The sequence below is a fragment of the Streptomyces sp. XM4193 genome (assembly GCF_023072595.1).
GTDB lineage: Bacteria > Actinomycetota > Actinomycetes > Streptomycetales > Streptomycetaceae > Streptomyces.
The window spans coordinates 667,100-687,188 of the sequence record NZ_JALLGK010000002.1 but is presented as its reverse complement, the minus strand read 5'-3'; the positions used below and the strand labels follow the sequence as shown (position 1 = coordinate 687,188).

15 protein-coding genes are annotated in these 20,089 nt (G+C 70.9%); 1 reads left to right on the top strand and 14 read right to left on the bottom strand.

What is annotated here, in order from left to right:
• Nucleotides 1-206 precede the first annotated feature (206 nt).
• Nucleotides 207-3,350: an isoleucine--tRNA ligase gene (gene ileS / locus MTQ01_RS10210; RefSeq protein WP_247488783.1), complete on the top strand. Its 3,144-nt coding sequence runs from the start codon at nucleotides 207-209 to the stop codon at nucleotides 3,348-3,350.
• A 142-nt stretch (nucleotides 3,351-3,492) separates the two neighbouring features.
• Here ileS and MTQ01_RS10205 read toward each other — a convergent pair whose 3' ends face one another.
• From MTQ01_RS10205 to MTQ01_RS10140, 14 genes are all read right to left on the bottom strand, one after another.
• A complete protein-coding gene (locus MTQ01_RS10205) occupies nucleotides 3,493-4,608 on the bottom strand; it encodes a DivIVA domain-containing protein (protein ID WP_247488781.1) in 1,116 nt (371 codons plus the stop codon).
• A gap of 49 nt (nucleotides 4,609-4,657) precedes the next feature.
• Entirely contained in the window at nucleotides 4,658-4,942 is a 285-nt protein-coding gene (locus tag MTQ01_RS10200) for a YggT family protein (RefSeq protein WP_211039735.1), read from the bottom strand.
• A 64-nt stretch (nucleotides 4,943-5,006) separates the two neighbouring features.
• Nucleotides 5,007-5,627, bottom strand: coding sequence for a cell division protein SepF (locus tag MTQ01_RS10195; RefSeq protein WP_247488779.1), 621 nt, complete (start codon nucleotides 5,625-5,627; stop codon nucleotides 5,007-5,009).
• 122 nt (nucleotides 5,628-5,749) lie between these two features.
• Entirely contained in the window at nucleotides 5,750-6,493 is a 744-nt protein-coding gene (locus MTQ01_RS10190) for a YggS family pyridoxal phosphate-dependent enzyme (RefSeq protein ID WP_247488777.1), read from the bottom strand.
• The gene (gene pgeF, locus MTQ01_RS10185; protein ID WP_247488775.1) at nucleotides 6,490-7,227 is read right to left on the bottom strand and encodes a peptidoglycan editing factor PgeF; all 738 of its coding nucleotides are present in this window, start codon (nucleotides 7,225-7,227) and stop codon (nucleotides 6,490-6,492) included. Before pgeF ends, MTQ01_RS10190 begins: the two co-directional genes overlap by 4 nt.
• A 25-nt stretch (nucleotides 7,228-7,252) precedes the next feature.
• Nucleotides 7,253-8,467 (bottom strand): cell division protein FtsZ, encoded by a 1,215-nt coding sequence (gene ftsZ / locus MTQ01_RS10180; protein WP_247488773.1) that lies wholly within the window; start codon nucleotides 8,465-8,467, stop codon nucleotides 7,253-7,255.
• A 272-nt stretch (nucleotides 8,468-8,739) separates the two neighbouring features.
• On the bottom strand, nucleotides 8,740-9,543 hold the full coding sequence (locus MTQ01_RS10175) for an FtsQ-type POTRA domain-containing protein (RefSeq protein WP_308294381.1): 804 nt from the start codon (nucleotides 9,541-9,543) through the stop codon (nucleotides 8,740-8,742).
• A 53-nt stretch (nucleotides 9,544-9,596) separates the two neighbouring features.
• The gene (gene murG / locus MTQ01_RS10170; RefSeq protein WP_211039729.1) at nucleotides 9,597-10,691 is read right to left on the bottom strand and encodes an undecaprenyldiphospho-muramoylpentapeptide beta-N-acetylglucosaminyltransferase; all 1,095 of its coding nucleotides are present in this window, start codon (nucleotides 10,689-10,691) and stop codon (nucleotides 9,597-9,599) included.
• A gap of 6 nt (nucleotides 10,692-10,697) precedes the next feature.
• Nucleotides 10,698-12,278, bottom strand: a complete 1,581-nt coding sequence (gene ftsW / locus MTQ01_RS10165) for a putative lipid II flippase FtsW (RefSeq protein WP_247488771.1) — start codon at nucleotides 12,276-12,278, stop codon at nucleotides 10,698-10,700.
• Between the two features lie 68 nt (nucleotides 12,279-12,346).
• The gene (gene murD, locus MTQ01_RS10160; RefSeq protein WP_247488769.1) at nucleotides 12,347-13,831 is read right to left on the bottom strand and encodes a UDP-N-acetylmuramoyl-L-alanine--D-glutamate ligase; all 1,485 of its coding nucleotides are present in this window, start codon (nucleotides 13,829-13,831) and stop codon (nucleotides 12,347-12,349) included.
• Nucleotides 13,828-14,886, bottom strand: coding sequence for a phospho-N-acetylmuramoyl-pentapeptide-transferase (mraY, locus tag MTQ01_RS10155; protein WP_247488766.1), 1,059 nt, complete (start codon nucleotides 14,884-14,886; stop codon nucleotides 13,828-13,830). Before mraY ends, murD begins: the two co-directional genes overlap by 4 nt.
• On the bottom strand, nucleotides 14,883-16,313 hold the full coding sequence (gene murF, locus MTQ01_RS10150; protein ID WP_247488765.1) for a UDP-N-acetylmuramoyl-tripeptide--D-alanyl-D-alanine ligase: 1,431 nt from the start codon (nucleotides 16,311-16,313) through the stop codon (nucleotides 14,883-14,885). Before murF ends, mraY begins: the two co-directional genes overlap by 4 nt.
• A complete protein-coding gene (locus MTQ01_RS10145) occupies nucleotides 16,310-18,076 on the bottom strand; it encodes a UDP-N-acetylmuramoyl-L-alanyl-D-glutamate--2,6-diaminopimelate ligase (RefSeq protein WP_247489200.1) in 1,767 nt (588 codons plus the stop codon). The genes murF and MTQ01_RS10145 overlap by 4 nt, the downstream gene beginning before the upstream one ends.
• 69 nt (nucleotides 18,077-18,145) lie before the next feature.
• Complete coding sequence (locus MTQ01_RS10140) at nucleotides 18,146-20,086, bottom strand: penicillin-binding protein 2 (RefSeq protein ID WP_247488763.1); 1,941 nt, start codon at nucleotides 20,084-20,086, stop codon at nucleotides 18,146-18,148.
• Between the last annotated feature and the right edge of the window lie 3 nt (nucleotides 20,087-20,089).

The following is a 20,089-nucleotide window of genomic DNA, read 5'->3' as shown; positions in this document are numbered from 1 at the left end:
CCCGGGGGCAGGCGCGGCGCGAAGATCACCCCGGAGCCGCCGGAAGAAAGCTCCCCGAGCGAGTAGACCCGGCACGCTGGCCCCAATGAGAGGGCGGCAGGGAGCAGGTCTTCCGCCGCCAAGGAGGGTGGTACCGCGGGATGCGCCGCACGGCGGGCGTCTCGTCCCTCTGACGGAAGTGGTCATGTCCGCCGGAGGAACACCAGATGAGCCCGACTCCGCTGTACCGCCAGGTGCCCGCGCAGGTCAGTCTGCCCGAGGTCGAGCACGCCGTGCTGGACTTCTGGCGCGAGCAGAAGATCTTCAACCGCTCCCTGGAGCAGTCCCGGGGCCGCCCCGAGTGGGTGTTCTACGAGGGCCCGCCGACCGCGAACGGCATGCCGGGCGCCCACCACATCGAGGCCCGCGTCTTCAAGGACGTCTTCCCCCGGTTCCGTACGATGCGCGGCTACCACGTCGCCCGCAAGGCCGGCTGGGACTGCCACGGGCTGCCCGTCGAGCTCGCCGTCGAGAAGGAGCTCGGCTTCAACGGCAAGCAGGACATCGAGGCGTTCGGCATCGCCGAGTTCAACGACAAGTGCCGCGAGTCCGTCACCCGGCACACCGACGCCTTCAGCGCGCTCACCGAGCGCATGGGCTACTGGGTCGACCTGGACGACGCCTACCGCACGATGGACCCGCAGTACATCGAGTCCGTCTGGTGGTCGCTCCAGCAGATCTTCGACAAGGGCCTGCTGGTGCAGGACCACCGCGTCGCCCCGTGGTGCCCGCGCTGCGGCACCGGCCTGTCCGACCACGAGTTGGCGCAGGGGTACGAGACGGTGGTGGACCCGTCGGTGTACGTGCGGTTCCCGCTGACCGCCGGCCCGCTCGCCGGCCGCGCCGCCCTGCTGGTCTGGACGACCACCCCCTGGACGCTGGTCTCCAACACCGCGGTCGCCGTCCACCCCGAGGTCACCTACGTCGTCGCCACCGACGGCGAGGAGCACCTGGTCGTCGCCGAGCCGCTGCTGGAGAAGGCGCTGGGCGAGGGCTGGGAGGCCACCGGCGAGCGGTTCACCGGCGCCGAGATGGAGCGCTGGACGTACGAGCGCCCCTTCGATCTGGTCACCATCGAGAACGCGCACTACGTCGTCAACGCCGACTACGTCACCACCGAGGACGGCACCGGGCTCGTCCACCAGTCCCCCGCCTTCGGCGAGGACGACCTCAAGGTCTGCCGCTCCTACGGCCTGCCGGTGGTCAACCCGGTCCGGCCCGACGGCACCTTCGAGACCGAAGTCCCCCTGGTGGGAGGGAAGTTCTTCAAGAAGGCCGACGAGGTCCTGGTCGCCGACCTGGAGTCCCGCGGCAAGCTCTTCCGCCACCTCGCGTACGAGCACAGCTACCCGCACTGCTGGCGCTGCCACACCGCGCTGCTCTACTACGCGCAGCCGTCCTGGTACATCCGCACCACGCAGATCAAGGACGCCCTGCTCCGGGAGAACGAGCGCACCAACTGGTTCCCCGACTCCGTCAAGCACGGCCGTTTCGGCGACTGGCTCGGCAACAACATCGACTGGGCGCTCTCCCGCAACCGCTACTGGGGCACCCCGCTGCCCATCTGGCGCTGCTCCGAGGGCCACCTCACCTGCGTCGGCTCGCTCGCCCAGCTCTCCGAGCTGACCGGCACCGACCAGAGCGGCCTGGACCCGCACCGCCCCTACATCGACGCGGTCATCTTCCCCTGCACCGACGAGGGCTGCCCCCTCACCGCCGAGCGGGTGCCCGAGGTCATCGACGCCTGGTACGACTCCGGTTCGGTGCCTTTCGCTCAGTGGGGCTACCCGTACCGCAACAAGGAGGTGTTCGAGCAGCGCTACCCCGCGCAGTTCATCTCCGAGGCGATCGACCAGACCCGCGGGTGGTTCTACACCCTGATGGCCGTCGGCACCCTCGTCTTCGACCGCTCCTCGTACGAGAACGTCGTCTGCCTCGGCCACATCCTCGCCGAGGACGGCCGCAAGATGTCCAAGCACCTGGGCAACACCCTGGAGCCGATCCCGCTGATGGAGCGTCACGGTGCGGACGCGGTGCGGTGGTTCATGGCCGCCGGCGGCTCCCCCTGGGCCGCGCGCCGGGTGGGCCACGGCACCATCCAGGAAGTTGTCCGAAAGACGCTCCTCACCTACTGGAACACGGTCGCCTTCCAGGCCCTGTACGCCCGTACCTCCGAGTGGGCGCCGAGCGGCACCGACCCCGCCGAGGCGGACCGGCCGCTGCTCGACCGCTGGTTGCTCAGCGAGCTGCACGCGCTGGTCGACCTGGTCACCCAGGCCATGGAGAACTACGACACCCAGCGCGCCGGCAAGCTGCTGTCGACCTTCGTCGACGACCTCTCCAACTGGTACGTGCGCCGCTCCCGCCGCCGCTTCTGGCAGGGCGACCCGGCCGCGCTGCGCACCCTGCACGACGTGCTGGAGACGGTCACCCGGCTCATGGCGCCGCTGGTCCCGTTCATCTCCGAGCGCGTCTGGCAGGACCTGGTGGTCCCGGTGACGCCCGGCTGCCCGGAGTCGGTGCACCTGGCGCAGTGGCCGGACGCCGACACCGGGGCGATCGACGCCCAGTTGTCCGCGGACATGCTCCTGGTGCGGCGGCTCGTCGAGCTCGGCCGGGCCACCCGCGCCGAATCGGGAGTGAAGACCCGTCAGCCGCTCTCCCGCGCGCTCGTGGCGGCGCAGGGCTTCGAGCTGCTGGACGACGATCTACGCGCCCAGATCGCCGAGGAGCTGAACGTCAGCCACCTCGCCTCCCTCTCGGAGGTGGGCGGCTCCCTCGTCGACACCACGGCGAAGGCCAACTTCCGTGCGCTGGGCCGCCGGTTCGGCAAGGGCACCCAGCCGGTCGCCAAGGCGATCGCCTCGGCCGACGCGGCTGAGCTGTCGGCGGCGCTGCGTGCCGGCACGGCCACGGTCGAGGTCGAGGGCGAGAGCGTGGTGCTCTCCCCCGAGGAGGTCATCATCACCGAGACGCCGCGCGAGGGCTGGTCGGTCGCCTCCGACACCGGCGCCACCGTCGCCCTCGATCTGGAGATCACCGCGGAGCTGCGCAGGGCCGGTCTGGCGCGCGATGTGATCCGGCTGGTCCAGGAGGCCCGGAAGAACTCCGGCCTCGAAGTGGCGGACCGGATCGCGCTGCGCTGGCGCACGGAGGACGCGGAGCTGGTCACCGCACTCACCGACCACGCCGCCCTGATCGCCAACGAGGTCCTCGCCGAGGAGCTCGCCGCGCAGGAGCCGGACGGGTCGTTCGGCGACGCCTTCACGGACGAGGCCCTCGGCCTCACCTTCTGGCTGCGCAGGATCTGATCCGAACAACGGGAGGGGCCGATCGCATGGATGCGGTCGGCCCCTCCCCCGTCCCGGTGGTCCGGGCACGCGGAAGGGGCCGGCCCTGATGGGCCGGCCCCTTCCTGATATGCCGATCGCGGCCGTCCTCGGACGGCTCCGCTCAGCTGTCGTCCTCGTCGATCAGGAAGCCCCGCATGGGAGACGGAGCCTGCTGCATCGGCTGCGGACCCTGCGGTCGCACCGGAGCCATCGGCTGGGTCATCGCAGGAGACATCTGCTGCTGACCGCCGTAGGTCTGGTTGCCGCCCTGGGTGTGGCTGCCGTGGCCGGAGGCCGGGCTGCTGCCCATCGGGCTGTTGCCGCCCATCGACTGGTGGCCGCCCATGGTCCCGCCGCCACCGGCCGCCGTCGCTCCGGCGGACGCCATCGAGGGCGATGCCGGGAGCGAGGGAGCCTGCGGTGAACGCGGCGGCGCCAGCGAGTCGTCGGCCTGGCTCTCCAGCTGGCGCAGCTGGCTCTCCAGGTACGACTTCAGACGGGTGCGGTACTCGCGCTCGAAGCCCCGAAGGTCCTCGACCTTGCGCTCGAGAGTGGCACGGGCCGACTCCAGCGAGCCCATGGCCACGCGGTGCTTCTCCTGCGCGTCCCGCTCCAGGGCGTCCGCCTTGGCACGGGCGTCCCGCTCCAGACCCTCGGCGCGGCTGCGGGCCTCACCGACGATCTTGTTGGCCTCGGAACGGGCCTCCGCGATGGCCTGGTCGGCCGTCTGCTGAGCGAGCGAGAGAACCCGCGCGGCGCTGTCGTTGTTCTGACCGCCACCGCCCATCTGCTGCGGCGGGCCGCCCATCTGCTGCGGGGGACCGCCCATGGGACCGCCCTGACCCATCGGGCCGGGACCGCCGTGCGGGGGACCCTGCTGGCCACCGGGGCCTGCGGGCAACTGCGGTGCACCGCCGGGCAGTTGCGGCGGGCCGCCCATCTGCTGCTGCCCGGGGGGCACCGGCTGCGGTCCGGATATGGCGGCAGGCACAGGTGCGCCCTGCTGCGGGCGGTCCTGCGGCTCCTGCTGCTGCTTCCGCATGTTCTGCTGGTTCTGTGCGGCAGCCCGGGTCGCTGCGGCCAGCTTGGCGCGCAGGTCCTCGTTCTCCCGGAGCAGACGGGTCAGCTCTGATTCCACCTCGTCCAGGAAGGCATCGACCTCGTCCTCGTCGTAGCCTTCGCGCAGACGGACGGTCGTGAACTGTTTGTTCCGCACGTCCTCGGGGGTCAGCGGCATCTCTTCACCTCAACGTAGGTCATCGGCATATCGGCAAGACCGTACTCGTTCACACGCTCGCCACGATGCTCATTGCGATGTAAACGATGATCATCAGTACGAAGAAGGACAGGTCGAGCGCCACACCCCCGAAGCGTAGCGGCGGGATGAACCGCCGCAGCAGCTTCAGTGGCGGATCGGTGACAGTGTAGGCGGCCTCCAGTACGACCACCATCGCCTTGCCGGGCTGCCATGAGCGGGCGAACATGAACACGTAGTCCATCACCAGGCGGAAGATCAGCACTCCGAGAAAGCACTGAAGCACAATGAGGATCACCTGTTGTGCTGTGCCCATCCCGTGCTTCCCTCTCCCCTGGTGGCGCCCCGCCCGCTGACCGGGGCTTGTCTGTTGTTGTGCATCAGCTCTGGTTGAAGAACCCGCCTTCTGCGATACGGGCCTTGTCCTCCGCCGTAACATCGACGTTAGCAGGAGACAGAAGGAAGACCTTCTGCGTCACCCGCTCAATACTTCCGTGCAGGCCGAAGACCAAACCTGCGGCGAAGTCGACAAGTCGCTTCGCGTCAGTATCGTCCATCTCCGTCAGGTTCATGATCACCGGGGTGCCCTCACGGAAGTGTTCCCCGATGGTACGGGCTTCGTTGTACGTCCGGGGGTGCAATGTGGTGATGCGGTACGGCTCCCGCTCGGACACGACCTTGGGCATGATCACCGGCGCACTCTTCTCCAGGCTCGGACGTTCGGGTGTGATGGATGACACGGGCGCGATCCTCGGAACTCGCCCCACATCACCCACCAAAGCGGGAGATTGCTCACGTTCCCGTTGTGCAGGAGGCTGCACGACCCGGACCGACTCCTCAGGCTCGGGCTCGTGGACGGGCTGGTGCGCCTGTCGTCGCCGATCCCTCTCCGGCTCCGGTTCGGGCTCGAACTCATCGTCGGGGTCGTACCCCCTGCCGTCATACCCATCGTCCTCCACGAGGCCGAGGTAGACCGCCATCTTGCGCATCGCGCCGGCCATGCTCCGCTTCCTCCGCTCTGTGGTGGATCAGCTCCGTCACCAGTGACCCAGAACCCACGTGACCTGTCCGATACAGTCGGAATGACCATATTTTCTGCTGTGGTCCGACTTGCTTGGCGACGTTACCGGAGGGTGGGACGGACTCCGAGCACCGCGCTACCAACGCGTACATGTGTCGCACCGGCGGTCACGGCCTCCTCCAGGTCCGAACTCATCCCGGCCGAAACCATGTTGGCACCGGGGTCCACCGTACGCAGACTCCGTGAGATTTCCATCAGCCTCTCGAACGCCGCTCGCGGGTCACCGGCGTACGGCCCGGACAGGGGTGCGACGGTCATCACTCCGGCGAGTCTGAGGCCGGGCGCAGCGGTGACGGCGGCGCCCAACTCCCGGGCGTCCGCCGGAGATGCGCCGCCGCGCCCGCCGCCCTCGCCCGACTCCTTGTCAAGTGCAATCTGGAGCAGGCAGTCCAGCTCCCGTCCCCTCTGCTGCGCCGCCGTCGAGAGCGCGGCAACCAGACGCGTTCTGTCCACCGAGTGGACAACATCGGCGTACTCCGTGACGGAACGCACCTTGTTGGTCTGGAGTTGTCCGACGAAGTGCCAGGTGAGGGGCGCGCCGCGGCACTCGGCCGCCTTGCGCGCCGCCTCCTGGTCGCGGTTCTCCGCGACGTTGCGAACGCCAAGGTCGGCGAGGAGTCGGACGTCCCGTGCGGGGTGTGTCTTGGTCACCACGACGAGAGTCACCTCGTCCGGATCGCGCCCGACGCCGGCGCAGGCGCGTTCGATTCTGGCCCGCACCGCGGCGAGGTTGTGCGCCAACTCTTCTCTGCGGGCGGCCTCGTCGCCCGTGGAGGGGTCCGTCATCCCCGCTGCTCCAGCCATGTGTAGCTCGCAAGTCGGCCAGTGGTGCGCTCGCGCCGGTAGGAGAAGTGGTCCTGCGACTCGAGGGTGCAGACGGCCGGGTCGGTGACGTCCAGGACGCCCAACTCGGCGAGCTGGCCCCGGACTCCCGCGGGCACGTCGATGGCCGGCGTGCCCCAGGAAGTGGTGGCACGGGAAGCGGGCGCGACGGCTGCCGCCTCCTCGCGCATCTGCTCGGGGACCTCGTAGCACCTGCCGCAGACGGCCGGGCCGAGGTGGGCGGTGATCCGCTCGGGATCCGCGCCCAGTTCGACCATCCGCGCCACGGTCGCGGGCACGACGCCGGCCAGCAGACCGGGGCGGCCCGCGTGCGCCGCCCCGACCACGCCTGACGACGGGTCGGCCAGCAGCACCGGGGTGCAGTCGGCCGTGAGCACCGCCAGGACCGTGCCGGGCGAGGCGGCGACGACACCGTCGACGGGCGGGAGTTCACGGCGCGGCTGCGAGCCGTCGACAACCGCCACCTCGTTGCCGTGGACCTGGTTCATCCAGACGACCCGCTCGGCCGCCACTCCCAGGGCGCCGGCCGCAAGCCCGCGGTTGGCCGCGACGGCCTCCGGGCTGTCGCCCACCGCGCCGCCGAGGTTGAGGGTGCCATAGGGAGCGGCGCTCACCCCGCCCCACCTGTCGGTGAAGGCGAAGTGCGCGCCGCGTACTGCTGTGTGAGTCGGTATCACGTGTGAAGTTGCCGGTTCCGTGAGGTCACTTGAGGAAGTCCGGGACGTCCAGCTCCTCGGCCTGGCTGTCCTGGTACGGACGGGCCGAGGGGACCTGGGGGCTGGAGGCGGGCGCCGACGATTCGCCGACCGGGGCCGCCGGGGCGGGCTCGCTCTCCTCCTCGCGGGCGGGAACCGCACCCAGACCGCCGAACGCGGGGCGCTCGGGCTCCGGCTCGGTACGGGCCGGGCTCGCCAGCTCCTCCTTGCCGCTGTAGGCGCCCAGCACCTTCTCGCGGTTCTTCGAGGGCGGCTGCCCGCCGTCGAATCCCGCGGCGATGACCGTGACCCGCACCTCGTCGCCGAGGGCGTCGTCGATGACCGCGCCGAAGATGATGTTCGCCTCGGGGTGCGCCGCCTCGCTGACCAGCTGAGCGGCCTCGTTGATCTCGAACAGGCCGAGGTCGGAGCCGCCGGAGATGGACAGCAGCACACCGCGTGCGCCGTCGATCGAGGCTTCCAGCAGCGGGGAGCTGATCGCCATCTCGGCGGCGGCCACCGCGCGGTCGTCGCCGCGGGCGGAGCCGATGCCCATGAGCGCCGAACCCGCCTCGGACATCACGGACTTGACGTCGGCGAAGTCCAGGTTGATCAGGCCCGGCGTGGTGATCAGGTCGGTGATGCCCTGGACACCGGAGAGCAGCACCTGGTCCGCCGACTTGAAGGCGTCCAGCACGCTGACCTGGCGGTCCGAGATGGACAGCAGCCGGTCGTTGGGGATGACGATGAGGGTGTCGACCTCGTCGCGGAGCGCCGCGATGCCGTCCTCGGCCTGGTTGGCGCGGCGGCGGCCCTCGAAGGTGAACGGGCGCGTCACCACACCGATCGTCAGCGCACCGAGGGAACGGGCGATGTTGGCCACGACGGGGGCGCCGCCGGTGCCGGTGCCGCCGCCCTCGCCCGCCGTCACGAAGACCATGTCGGCGCCCTTGAGCACCTCCTCGATCTCCTCGCGGTGGTCCTCGGCGGCCTTGCGGCCGACGTCGGGGTTGGCGCCGGCTCCGAGCCCCCGGGTGAGTTCCCTGCCCACGTCCAGCTTGACGTCGGCGTCGCTCATCAACAGGGCTTGCGCATCGGTATTGATCGCGATGAACTCGACGCCCTTGAGACCGACCTCGATCATCCGGTTGATGGCGTTGACGCCACCGCCGCCGATGCCGACGACCTTGATGACTGCGAGGTAGTTCTGCGGTGCTGCCACGTCGAAGGCCTCTCGCCTCGAGTTACGTGTCGCCCCCCACAGTGGTTGTGGGACCGACGACTTATGCCGATGGGCCGGTTCGAAAGCCGACCCGAACCCTGACCCTGAAGTCGAGGGTTAACAGTTGTCGTTCCTTGAAGTCCTAGGAACGGACACTAAGTCGACAAGCGCTGCGCGTTCAACGAACACGCCGAACCTCCCGTTTTTCTTTTCACCCTATGTGATCAGCCGTTGCGGTAGCCAGCCAGGGTGCTGGCCTGCACGTACGTACGTCAACTTCCCGCCGCCGCGGGGGCGCTGGGGACGCTCACGTCGAAGTACCGCACACCGCTGTCCTTGTGATGCGCCTTCAACAGCGCGCGGAGGGCTTTGGCCTTTGCGGCACCGTACTCGCCGCTCCCCCACATCACCACGCGGTTCCCGGCGAGTTCAAGGCTGATCGAGTCGTAGGAGCGGACCCGAACGGTGCGGACCTCACGCGCGACGAAGCCCGGGAGGGCGTCCGCCACCGCGGCCGCCTCCTGTCGCAGCCGCCGCGGACCGAAGCGCTCGGCGTCGACCGACTTCTCACGGTCCACGACCAGCAGCGGCTTGCCCTTGGGCCGCTTGTCCACCGTCGCGTAGCGCACACCCTCGGCGTCGATCTCGACGTACTCGCCGCCCGCGCGCTTCTGGAGCAGCACCGGGGTGCGCTCGGTCACGTGCAGTCCGATGCCGGAGGGCCAACTGCGCACGACGCGCACCGAGTCCACCCGCGGCAGCGCCTCGGTGACGCGGCGCTGCGCTGCGGCCTTGTCGACCGAGGCGAGCGGGGTCCCGACCGCCACGGAGGCGGCCGCACGCACCTCCTGCGCCGTCAGCACCGCCGTGCCGTCGACCGAGACCTTCTCCACCCTCAGCCAGGGCGAGCCGTACAGCGCCCAGGCGCCGAAGCCCACGAGGGCCACGAACGCCAGCGCACACGCCACCGTGACCCGCAGGCCGGGCAGACGCAGTCGGCGCCGGGTGGGCGGGGGCGGCGGCGAACCGGACCGTGAGTGCGGCGAATCGTCCGCACGACTGGGTGTGCTGGTCACTTGTCCGGCTGCGCCGCCCACGCTTCCCTGCTTTCTGTGCCGGCGGGCCTGGCTCAGCCCTGCCGACGTGTCGCGATCGCGTCGTACACCATGCCGACCAGCAGCTCGTCGGCGTCCGGACGGCCGAACTCGGCGGCGGCGCCCGCCATCTCGTGCAGACGATGGGGGTTGGTGAGGACCGGCAGCACGTTCTGCTGGATCCACTCCGGCGTCAGTTCGGCGTCGTCGACGAGCAGTCCGCCGCCGGCCTTCACCACCGGCTGCGCGTTGAGCCGCTGTTCGCCGTTGCCGATGGGCAGCGGGACGTAGGCCGCGGGCAGGCCGACGGCGGAGAGCTCGGCGACGGTCATCGCGCCCGCGCGGCAGAGCATCATGTCGGCCGCGGCGTACGCGAGGTCCATGCGGTCCAGATACGGTACCGGCACATACGGCGGCATACCGGGCATGTTGTCCGGCTGCGGCAATTCGTTCTTCGGACCGACCGCGTGCAGCACCTGGACGCCGGAGCGCTGGAGCGCCGGAGCGATCGTCTCGACGACCTCGTTGAGCCGCCGCGCGCCCTGGGAACCGCCGGTCACCAGCAGGGTCGGCAGATTGGCGTCGAGGCCGAACGCGGCACGCGCCTCGGCACGCCGGGCCTCGCGGTCCAGCGTCGCGACCGAGCGACGCAGCGGAATCCCGATGTACCGGGCGTGGCGGAGCTTGCTGTCCGGCGTGGCGACGGCGACGTGCTTGGTGTAGCGCGAGCCGATCTTGTTGGCCAGCCCGGGACGCGCGTTCGCCTCGTGGACCACGATCGGCACACCCAGTCGCTTGGCGGCGAGGTAGCCGGGCAGCGCCACGTAACCGCCGAAGCCGACGACACAGTCGGCCTTGGCGCGCTCCAGCACCTGCTCGGCGGCCTTGATCGTGCCGCGCAGCCGCCCGGGGACGGTGATCAGCTCGGCCGTGGGCTTGCGGGGCAGCGGTACGGCCGGGATCAACTCCAGCTCGTAGCCCCGCTCCGGGACGAGCCTGGTCTCAAGTCCGCGCTCTGTTCCCAGAGCTGTGATGCCCACGGTCGGGTCCTGCCTGCGCAGGGCGTCCGCGAGGGCGAGCGCGGGCTCGATGTGGCCGGCGGTCCCCCCACCGGCGAGTACGACATGCACCGAATTTCACCGCTCTCCGGACGACCGCTCTCTGACGCGTCGTCTCATCGTCTTCACTCTCACCCCGGCCGCCTTACGGCCGACACCAGGCTGCCGCATGGCAAGCGCCGCGCGCGCGGCGGGGTCGCTGCGCGCGAACGCGATCAGCAACCCGACCGCGAACATCGTCGGCAGCAGGGCCGACCCACCGTAGGAGAACAGCGGCAGGGGGACACCGGCGATGGGCAACAGCCCCAGTACCGCACCGATGTTGATGACGACCTGGGACATGATCCAGGCCGTCACCCCTCCCGCGGCGAACCTGACGAAGGAGTCCTCCGTGCGTCCGGCCACGCGGATACCCGCATAGCCTAGAGCCGCGAACAGGGCGAGCACCGACAGAGTCCCCGCCAGGCCCAGTTCCTCACCAGTGATCGCGAAGATGAAGTCCGTGTGCGGCTCGGGCAGTTCACCCCATTTTTCCACACTGGCGCCCAGGCCCGAACCGAACCAGCCACCGGAGGCCAGGGCGTAGATCCCGTGCAGCGCCTGCCAGCACTGGTCGCCCGGTCCGGTGTCCGTGGTGCCGAGGCAGGCGATCCGGCGCATCCGGTACGGGGCGGTGAGGATCAGCGCCGCCCCGGCCACGCCCGCGGCCCCCAGCACCCCGACGAAGAGGCGGGTGGGCGCTCCCGCGATCCACAGCAGGCCGAACAGGATCGCGACCATCACCATCACGGTGCCCATGTCGCCGCCGACCATCACCAGCGCGCAGATCAGCAGCGCGCCGGGAACCAGCGGCACCAGCAGATGCTTCCACTGGTCCAGCAACCGCTTCTCGCCCTTCCTGGCGAGCAGGTCCGCGCCCCACAGCACCAGCGCGAGCTTGCCGAACTCGCTGGGCTGCACCTGGAACGGGCCGCCCAGCTCGATCCAGTTGGTGTTGCCGTTGACCTCGGTGCCCACGCCCGGCACCTGCACCAGTGCGAGCAGCGCCACCGACACCAGCAGCACCGGATACGTGAGCGCACGCAGCAGCCGTACCGGCATCCGCGAGGCGATGAGCAGCAGCACGGTCCCGATCACGGCGGCGAGCAGCTGCTTGCGGAAGTAGAAGGTGGCGGCCAGGTCGTAGCGCAGCGCCTGGATCTGCGAGGCCGAGAAGACCATCACCAGGCCGAGCAGGGTGAGCAGCAGGCTTCCGCCCAGGATCAGGTAGTACGCCGTCAGCGGCCGGTCCCAGGCCCGCCGCGCGCGGGACCGCAGCCGGCGGACCGCCTCCGGCGGGCGCAGCCCCCGCCCGGCAGGGGGCCGGGCCGGTGAACGGGGCTTGCGCCGGGGCACTTTTGACGGGGCCTTGGCCGATTCGGACGGGGCCTTGGCCGATGCGGCCCCGGACGCGGCTTTGCTCGGCGCCGCCTTGGCCGGACGCGTCGTGCCGGCCCCGGGGGACGCCTTGGACTTGGCCGACGGGGGCGCGGCCGCCGCGGCGGGCCGTTTGCGCGGGGAGCCCTGGGACTCGCGCGGCGCGGACGTGCCGCCGCCGGCGCGCCCCGGCTTGCCGGTGGCGCGGCCGGTCGGCGGCCGGAGCCGGTTCTCGGGCGTCATCTGCTGTCCGTCCCCTCCTGGGGCCCGCGGGGGCGATCCCCTGCTGATCGGGGCCCACAGGCAAAGGGCTAGCCCTCCACGCCGTCCTGGCTCTCCATCAGCTCCTGAACGGCCGCGGCGAAGGCTTCACCGCGCTGACCGTAGTTGGTGAACATGTCCATCGACGCACAGGCCGGGGCCAACAGCACCGTGTCCCCCGGCTTCGCCAGCCGGGTCGCCTCCCGGACCGCCGCCGACATCGCCTCAGTGTCGGTCCGCTCCAGGTCGGTCACCGGCACATCGGGGGCGTGTCGGGACAGCGCCTCGCGGATCAACTCCCGGTCCTGGCCCAGCGTCACGACACCGCGCAGCCGCGGCAGCGCGCCCTCGACCAGCTCGTCGAAGGTCGCGCCCTTGGCGAGGCCGCCGGCGATCCAGACCACCGATTCGTACGCGGCCAGGGACGCCTGGGCCGCGTGGGTGTTGGTGGCCTTGGAGTCGTTGACGTAGGCGACGCCGTTCACGTCCGCAACATGGGCGATGCGGTGCTCGTCCGGCCTGAAGGCGCGCAGTCCGTCGCGCACCGCCTCCGGCGGCACGCCCCAGGCGCGCGCCAGTGCGGCAGCGGCCAGCGCGTTGGCGACGATGTGCGGGGCGACATGGCCGGACGACGGCGCCAGATCGGCGACCTCGGCCAGCTCCTGGGCCTGCTGCTGCCGGTCCGGAACGAAGGCGCGGTCGACCAACAGGCCGTCCACGACACCGAATTCGGACGGCCCGGGACTGCCCAGGGTGAAGCCGATAGCCCGGCAGCCCTCGACGACGTCCGCGCCGCGCACGAGATGCTCGGTGGCCGGGTCCGCGCTGTTGTAGACGCAGGCGACCTGGTTGCCCTCGTAAACACGGCCCTTGTCGGCGGCGTAGGCGGCCATGGAGCCGTGCCAGTCCAGGTGGTCCGGGGCGAGGTTGAGCACCGCCGCGGAGTGGGTGCGCAGCGAGGGCGCCCAGTGCAGCTGGTAGCTGGAGAGCTCGACCGCGAGCACGTCGTAGGGCTCGTCGGAGAGCACCACGTCGAGGATCGGCGTGCCGATGTTGCCCACGGCAGCCGTGCGGAGCCCGGCGGCGGCGAGCATCTCGGCGAGCATCCGGACCGTGGTGGTCTTGCCGTTGGTGCCGGTGACGGCCAGCCAGCCGGCGGGCTGCGGGTGCTTCAACGCCCGCAGCCGCCAGGCCAGTTCGACATCTCCCCACACCTCGACGCCGGCCTCGGCCGCCGCCGCGAAGAGCGGGGCGGTCGGCGGCCAGCCGGGCGAGGTGAGGATCAGTCCGGTGCCCTCGGGCAGGGTGTCGCCGTCGCCCAGGCGTACGGAGATCCCCTCGGCCCGCAGCTCCTCGGCGCGGGCCCGGCGGCGCTCGTCGTCGCCGCCGTCGACCACGGTGATCTGCGCGCCCAGGGCGGCCAGGGCCCGAGCGGCGCTGATGCCGCTCACGCCGAGGCCGGCGACGACGACGCTGCGACCCGCGAAGTCCGCTGCCGGGTCCGTGGGCTGCTCCGAGCTCCCGGTGCCCGTCACTTCTGCGCCGCCCAGGCCGCGTAGAAGATGCCGACACCGACGATGGCGCACATGCCCTGGATGATCCAGAACCGGACCACCACCAGCACTTCGCTCCAGCCCTTCAGTTCGAAGTGGTGCTGGAGCGGCGCCATCTTGAACACGCGCTTGCCGGTCAGTCGGAACGAGCCGACCTGGATGACCACCGAGAGCGTGATGAGGACGAAGAGGCCGCCGAGGATGGCGAGCAGCAGCTCGGTGCGCGAGAGGATCGCCAGACCCGCCAGCGCGCCGCCGAGCGCGAGTGAACCGGTGTCGCCCATGAAGATCTTGGCGGGCGAGGTGTTCCACCACAGGAAGCCGAAGCAGGCACCCATCAGCGCCGCGGCGACGACCGCGAGGTCGAGCGGATCGCGCACTTCGAAGCAGCTCGGACTGCCGCTGATAGCGCAGGAGTCCTGGTACTGCCAGACACCGATGAAGGTGTACGCGCCGAAGACCATCACCGAGGCGCCGGTCGCCAGGCCGTCCAGACCGTCCGTCAGGTTCACGCCGTTGGACATGGCGAGAATCATGAACAGGGCCCAGATGACGAAGAGCACCGGTCCCAGGTGCCAGCCGAAGTCCTGGGTGAAGGAGAGCCGGTCGGACGCCGGGGCGTTGCCGCGCAGATCCTCGAAGTTGAGCGCGAGGACGGCGAAGGTGATGCCGACGATCAGCTGCCCGAGCATCTTCGCCTTGGCCCGCAGGCCCAGGCTCCGCTGCTTGACGATCTTGATGTAGTCGTCCAGGAAGCCGACCAGGCCCATGCCCGCCATCAGGAAGAGGACCAGCACGCCCGTGATGGACGGCTCGCTGCCCGTGATCAGCTTGGTCAGCGCATAGGCGACCAGGGTCGCCGTGATGAAGGCGATACCACCCATGGTGGGGGTGCCGCGCTTGCTGTGGTGGTCACGGGGTCCGTCGTCCCGGATGTACTGGCCGTAGCCCTTCTTGGCCAGCAGCTTGATCAGCAGCGGTGTGCCGACCAGCGTCAGGAAGAGTCCGATGACTCCGGAGAAGAGGATCTGCCTCATCGACCGGTGACCTCGCCCTCCGCGTCGGCGAGCAGCGCCTGCGCCACCTGCTCCAGACCTACCGAACGGGAAGCTTTCACCAGTACGACATCCCCCGGGCGCAGTTCACTGCGCAACAGGTCGATCGCCGCCCGTGTGTCGGACACGTGCACCGACTCCTCACCCCACGAACCCTCGTTCTTGGCGCCCATGTCGATCCACGCGGCCTCCCGGCCACCGACCGCCACAAGCTTGCTGACGTTGAGTCGGACGGCGAGCCGTCCGACCGCGTCGTGCTCCGTGAGCGCGGCGTCACCGAGTTCGGCCATCTCACCGAGCACGGCCCACGTACGCCGTCCGCCGCCCCTCGCTCCCCCGCCCGCGATGGCCGACATCGCCCTGAGCGCTGCCTTCATCGAGTCGGGGTTCGCGTTGTACGCGTCGTTGACGACGGTAACGCCGTCGGCGCGTTCGGTGACCTCCATGCGCCACCGGGAAAGCGTGCCCGCGCCGGTGAGCGCCTGGGCGATCCGGTCGGCGGGCATGCCCAGTTCATGGGCGACGGCCGCCGCGGCGAGCGCGTTCGACACGTGGTGCTCACCGTACAGGCGCAGCGTCACGTCGCTGCACCCGGAGGGTGTGTGAAGCGTGAAAGAGGGCCGCCCGTCGGCCTCCAGCCGTACGTTCTCCGCCCGTACGTCCGCTTCGCTCGATTCGCCGAACAGCACCGTGCGGGCCGCGGTGCGCGCGGACATGGCGCGCACCAGGCCGTCGTCGGCGTTCAGCAGCGCTACGCCGCCCTCCTCGGCGGACGGCAGGCTCTCCACCAACTCCCCCTTGGCCAAGGCGATTTGGTCGCGTCCGCCGAACTCTCCGATGTGCGCGGTGCCGACGTTCAGCACCAGGCCGATCCGAGGCGGGGTCAGCTCCGCGAGGTAGCGGATGTGGCCGACTCCGCGGGCCCCCATCTCCAGTACGAGGTGGCGGGTTTCGGCGTCGGCGCGCAGCGCGGTGAGCGGCAGCCCGATCTCGTTGTTGAGGTTGCCGTGCGGATAGACGGTCGGGCCGAGCTGCTCCAGCAGTTGGGCGATCAGGTCCTTGGTGCTGGTCTTGCCGACCGAACCCGTCAGGCCCACCACCGTCGCGCCGAGGGCGGCGACGGTGTGCCGGGCGAGGGCGCCGAGGGCCGCGGTGACGTCGTCCACCACGATCGCCGGTACGCCCACCGGCCGGGTGGCGAGCACGGCCACCGCACCGGACTTCACCGCGCCCGCGGCGAAGTCGTGCCCGTCCACCCGCTCGCCCTCGAACGCGACGAACAGCGAACCGTCGGCGACCTTCCGGGAGTCGGTGACCACGGGGCCGGTGACCGCCGCGCGCTCGTCCGGTATGTCGCTGAGCCTGCCGGAGACGATCCGGGCGACCTCGGCGAGTGTCAGAGGGATCATCGTGTCCGCCGCTCCCGGCTCTCGGAGCCGGCGCCCGAAGCGCCCGAAGCGCCCTCATCGCTGCCCGCGGCGGCGCGGATGGTCTCGCGCAGCACCTCGCGGTCGTCGAAGGGGCGGATCACGCCGGCGATGTCCTGGCCCTGCTCGTGGCCCTTGCCGGCCACGACGACCACGTCGCCGGGCTCGGCCCGGGCCACCGCCGCCTGGATCGCCGCGGCACGGTCCTCCTCCAGCAGCACCGTGCCGCGCTCGTAGGACGGCACCTCGGCGGCGCCGCCGAGCATGGTCGCCAGGATCGCCAGCGGGTCCTCCGAGCGCGGGTTGTCGGAGGTCAGCACCGCGGTGTCGGCCAGCCGGGCCAGCGCCGCGCCCATCGCGGGACGTTTGTGCGGGTCGCGGTCGCCGCCGCAGCCCAGTACGGCGTGCACCCTGCCGTCGGTCACCTTGCGCAGGGCGCGCAGCACCGACTCCACGGCGTCGGGCTTGTGCGCGTAGTCCACGACGGCGAGGTAGGGCTGGCCCTCGTCGACCCGCTCCAGCCGGCCGGGTACGCCGGGCACCGCGGCGACGCCCTCGGCGGCGGTCTGGAGGTCGATGCCGGCCACGACCAGCGCGGTGATCGCGGCGAGCGCGTTGGAGACGTTGAAGGGGCCGGGCAGCGGCGCGGCGGCGCGCACCGACTGGCCCTCCGGGCCGAGCACCGTGAACGCCGAGCCCAGCGGGCCCACTTCCACGTCGTCGGCGCGCCAGTGGGCGTCCGGGTGGCCCTCGGCGGAGAACGTGGTGACCGGCACCTCGGACTCCTGCACCAGCCGCTGGCCCCAGTCGTCGTCGATGTTGACGACGCCCAGCCGGGAGCGCGCCCGGGTGAACAGCTGCGACTTGGCCCGGAAGTAGTCCTCCATGTCCGGGTGGAAGTCGAGGTGCTCGGGGCTGAGGTTGTTGAAGACGGCGACATCGAACACGCAACCGTCGACCCGGCCGAGCACCAGCGCGTGGCTGGAGACCTCCATGGCGACCGAGGTCACCGCGCTCTCGCGCATCACCGCGAACAGCGCCTGGAGCTCGGTGGCCTCCGGTGTCGTGCGCTCGGACTTCACCCGGCGGTCGCCCACCCGGGACTCCACCGTGCCGATCAGGCCGGTGAGTTCGCCCTCCTTGGCCGCCGCGCGCAGACCGCCGTCGACGAGGTAGGCGGTGGTCGTCTTGCCCGAGGTGCCGGTGATGCCGATCTGCAGCAGATCGCGACCGGGCTCCCCGTAGATCTCGGCGGCGAGCCTGCCCATGCGTCCGCGCGGGTCGGGCACGGTGAGCACCGGCAGCCCCGCGTCCAGACCGCGCTGCGTGCCGGCCGGGTCGGTGAGCACCGCCACGGCGCCCAGCGAGGCGGCCTGCACGGCGAAGTCGACACCGTGGAACCGGGCGCCGGGCAGCGCCGCGTACACGTCGCCGGGGCGGACCGCGCGCGAGTCGTGGGTGATGCCGGTGACCTGGATCTCGGCGCCGGCATCCGGCCCCGGCGGCTGCTCCTCGGCTCTCGCGGTCGGGGGCGGCTGGACCTCGACCCGGAGCGACCGGGCCAGCTCGGTCAGCGGTACGGGTCGCAGTCCTGAGGGACGGACTGCGGGAGCACCTTCCGGTCCGGTGGTGCTGGAGTCGCTTGGGGTCTGATCTGCTTGTGGCACGGCGGTGAGATTACCGGGCTCGGGAGCGCCCGAGCCAAGTGAGGGGCGTGAGGGCTGGGCGGAGCCGGAGGGATCCATCGCCTCGGTGATCGTTTCCACGTGCGGTTCTTTCGTCGGTTGCCCTGGAGGATGACGCTGCCGGGCGGTTCAGTCGCCCGGGTCGAACGTGGTCGGCAGCCCGGCCGGCTTGGTGCCGGAGGGTGCCGCCTGGAGGGTCTTCAGCGCGAACTTCATGACCTGCTGGTAGACGGGTCCGCAGACCTCGCTGCCGAAGTAGCTGCCGCGCTTGGGGTTCTGCACGGCACAGTAGACAGTCACCCGCGGCGCGTCGGCCGGTGCGAAACCGGCGAAGGACGAGGTGTATCCGCGGTAGCTGCCGGTCTCGGGGTCGACGCGGTTGGAGGTGCCGGTCTTGCCGGCGACGCGGTAGCCCGGGATCTCGGCGACCTTGCCGGTGCCCTCCTCGTCGTGCACGACCGACTCCAGCATCCGCGAGAGCGTACGGGCCGTCTTCTTGCTGACGACGCGCTCGCTGTCGGGCTTGGGTGCCGCGGTGTACCGGCCGTCGGGGCCGCTGGTGCCGCGCACCAGGGTCGGGGTGGTGCGCAGTCCGCCGTTGGCGATCGTGGAGTAGACCGACGCCGCCTGCACGGAGTTGACGGACATGCCCTGGCCGAAGGGGATCGTGTACTGCTGCGAGGCGTTCCAGTCGCCGGGGGCGGCGAGCAGTCCGCGGGTCTCGCCGGGGAAGCCGAGGCCGGTGCGCTGCCCCATCCCGAAGCGGGTGAGGTAGCGGTGCAGCACCTTGTTGGCCTCGCGCTGGTTCTTCCCCAGTCGCTCGGCCGCAAGGATCGTGCCGATGTTGCTCGACTTGGCGAGCACCCCGGTGAGGGTGAGGTGGTACGTGGGGTGGTCGTGGTCGTCGGCGAAGGCACGGTCCGCCCTGGGCAGCCGGTTGGGGACGGTCACCCGGGTGCCGGGCGCGGCCTTGCCCTCCTCCAGCACGGCGGCCATCGTCATCAGCTTCGCGGTGGAGCCGGGCTCGTAGACGTCCTGGAGGGCGGGATTGCCGAGCGCGGCGCTGCTGGCGGTGCTCAGGTCGTTGGGGTCGTAGCCCGGGGAGTTGGCCAGCGCGAGCAGTTCGCCGGTCCTGGTGTCCTGGACGACGACGTAGCCGCGGTCGGCCTTGGACTTCTTGACCTGGTCGGTGATCGCCTGCTGGGCGGCCCACTGGATGTCGCGGTCCAGGGTCAGCTCTATCGACGTGCCGGGGGTCGCGGGCTGCTCGTCCGCGCCCACCGTGGGCACCCTGCGGCCGGCGGACTGGGCATAGGTGATCTTCCCGTCCTTGCCCGCGAGCTGCTTGTCGAACTGCGCCTCCAGCCCGCCGCCGCCGGTGCCGTCGGCGGTGACGAAGCCGAGGACGCCCGCGGCCAGTTCCTTGTTGGGGTAGACGCGCTTGGAGCCCGGCTCCGCGTAGACCCCGGCGAGCGCGTTGTGCCCCTCGTCCTTGCCCTGCTTGTCGGCCAGGGTCCGCTTGAGGTCCTGGATCTGACGCCAGGTCTGCGGAGTCTGCTTGCGGGCCAGCACCACGAACCGCGGGGCCGGCGGCTCGGTGAGCTTCTCGCGCAGCTCGGCGCGGCCCACACCCAGTATCGGGGCGAGGAGTTCGGCGGCCCGGTCGGGCGCGTCCGGCACGCCCGCCTGCGCGGGTTTGAAGAGGTACGGGTCCGCGGTGATGTCGTAGGTGTCGACGGTGGTGGCCAGTTCGCGGCCGGTGCGGTCGGTGACGCTGCCCCGCTCCGCGGCGATCGGCGCGGTGATGTAGCGGTTGAGATTGGCCTGTTGGGCGTAGCTGTTGGCGTCCACCGCCTGCACCTGGAGCAGCCGCAGCACGAAGACCAGCAGGACGAAGGTCAGACCGATGCTGAGGAAGCGCAGCCGCGGCCGGTGGCTGCCCAGCCGCAGCACCGCCGGACGGCCGCCCCCGCGCCCGGGCCCCGGTCGGTTTCCGGGCCGCGGGCCGGGCCGGGCGGAGCGGGCGGGACGGGGCACACGGCGTACTCGGCGCGGTTCGTTGGAGCCCACGGC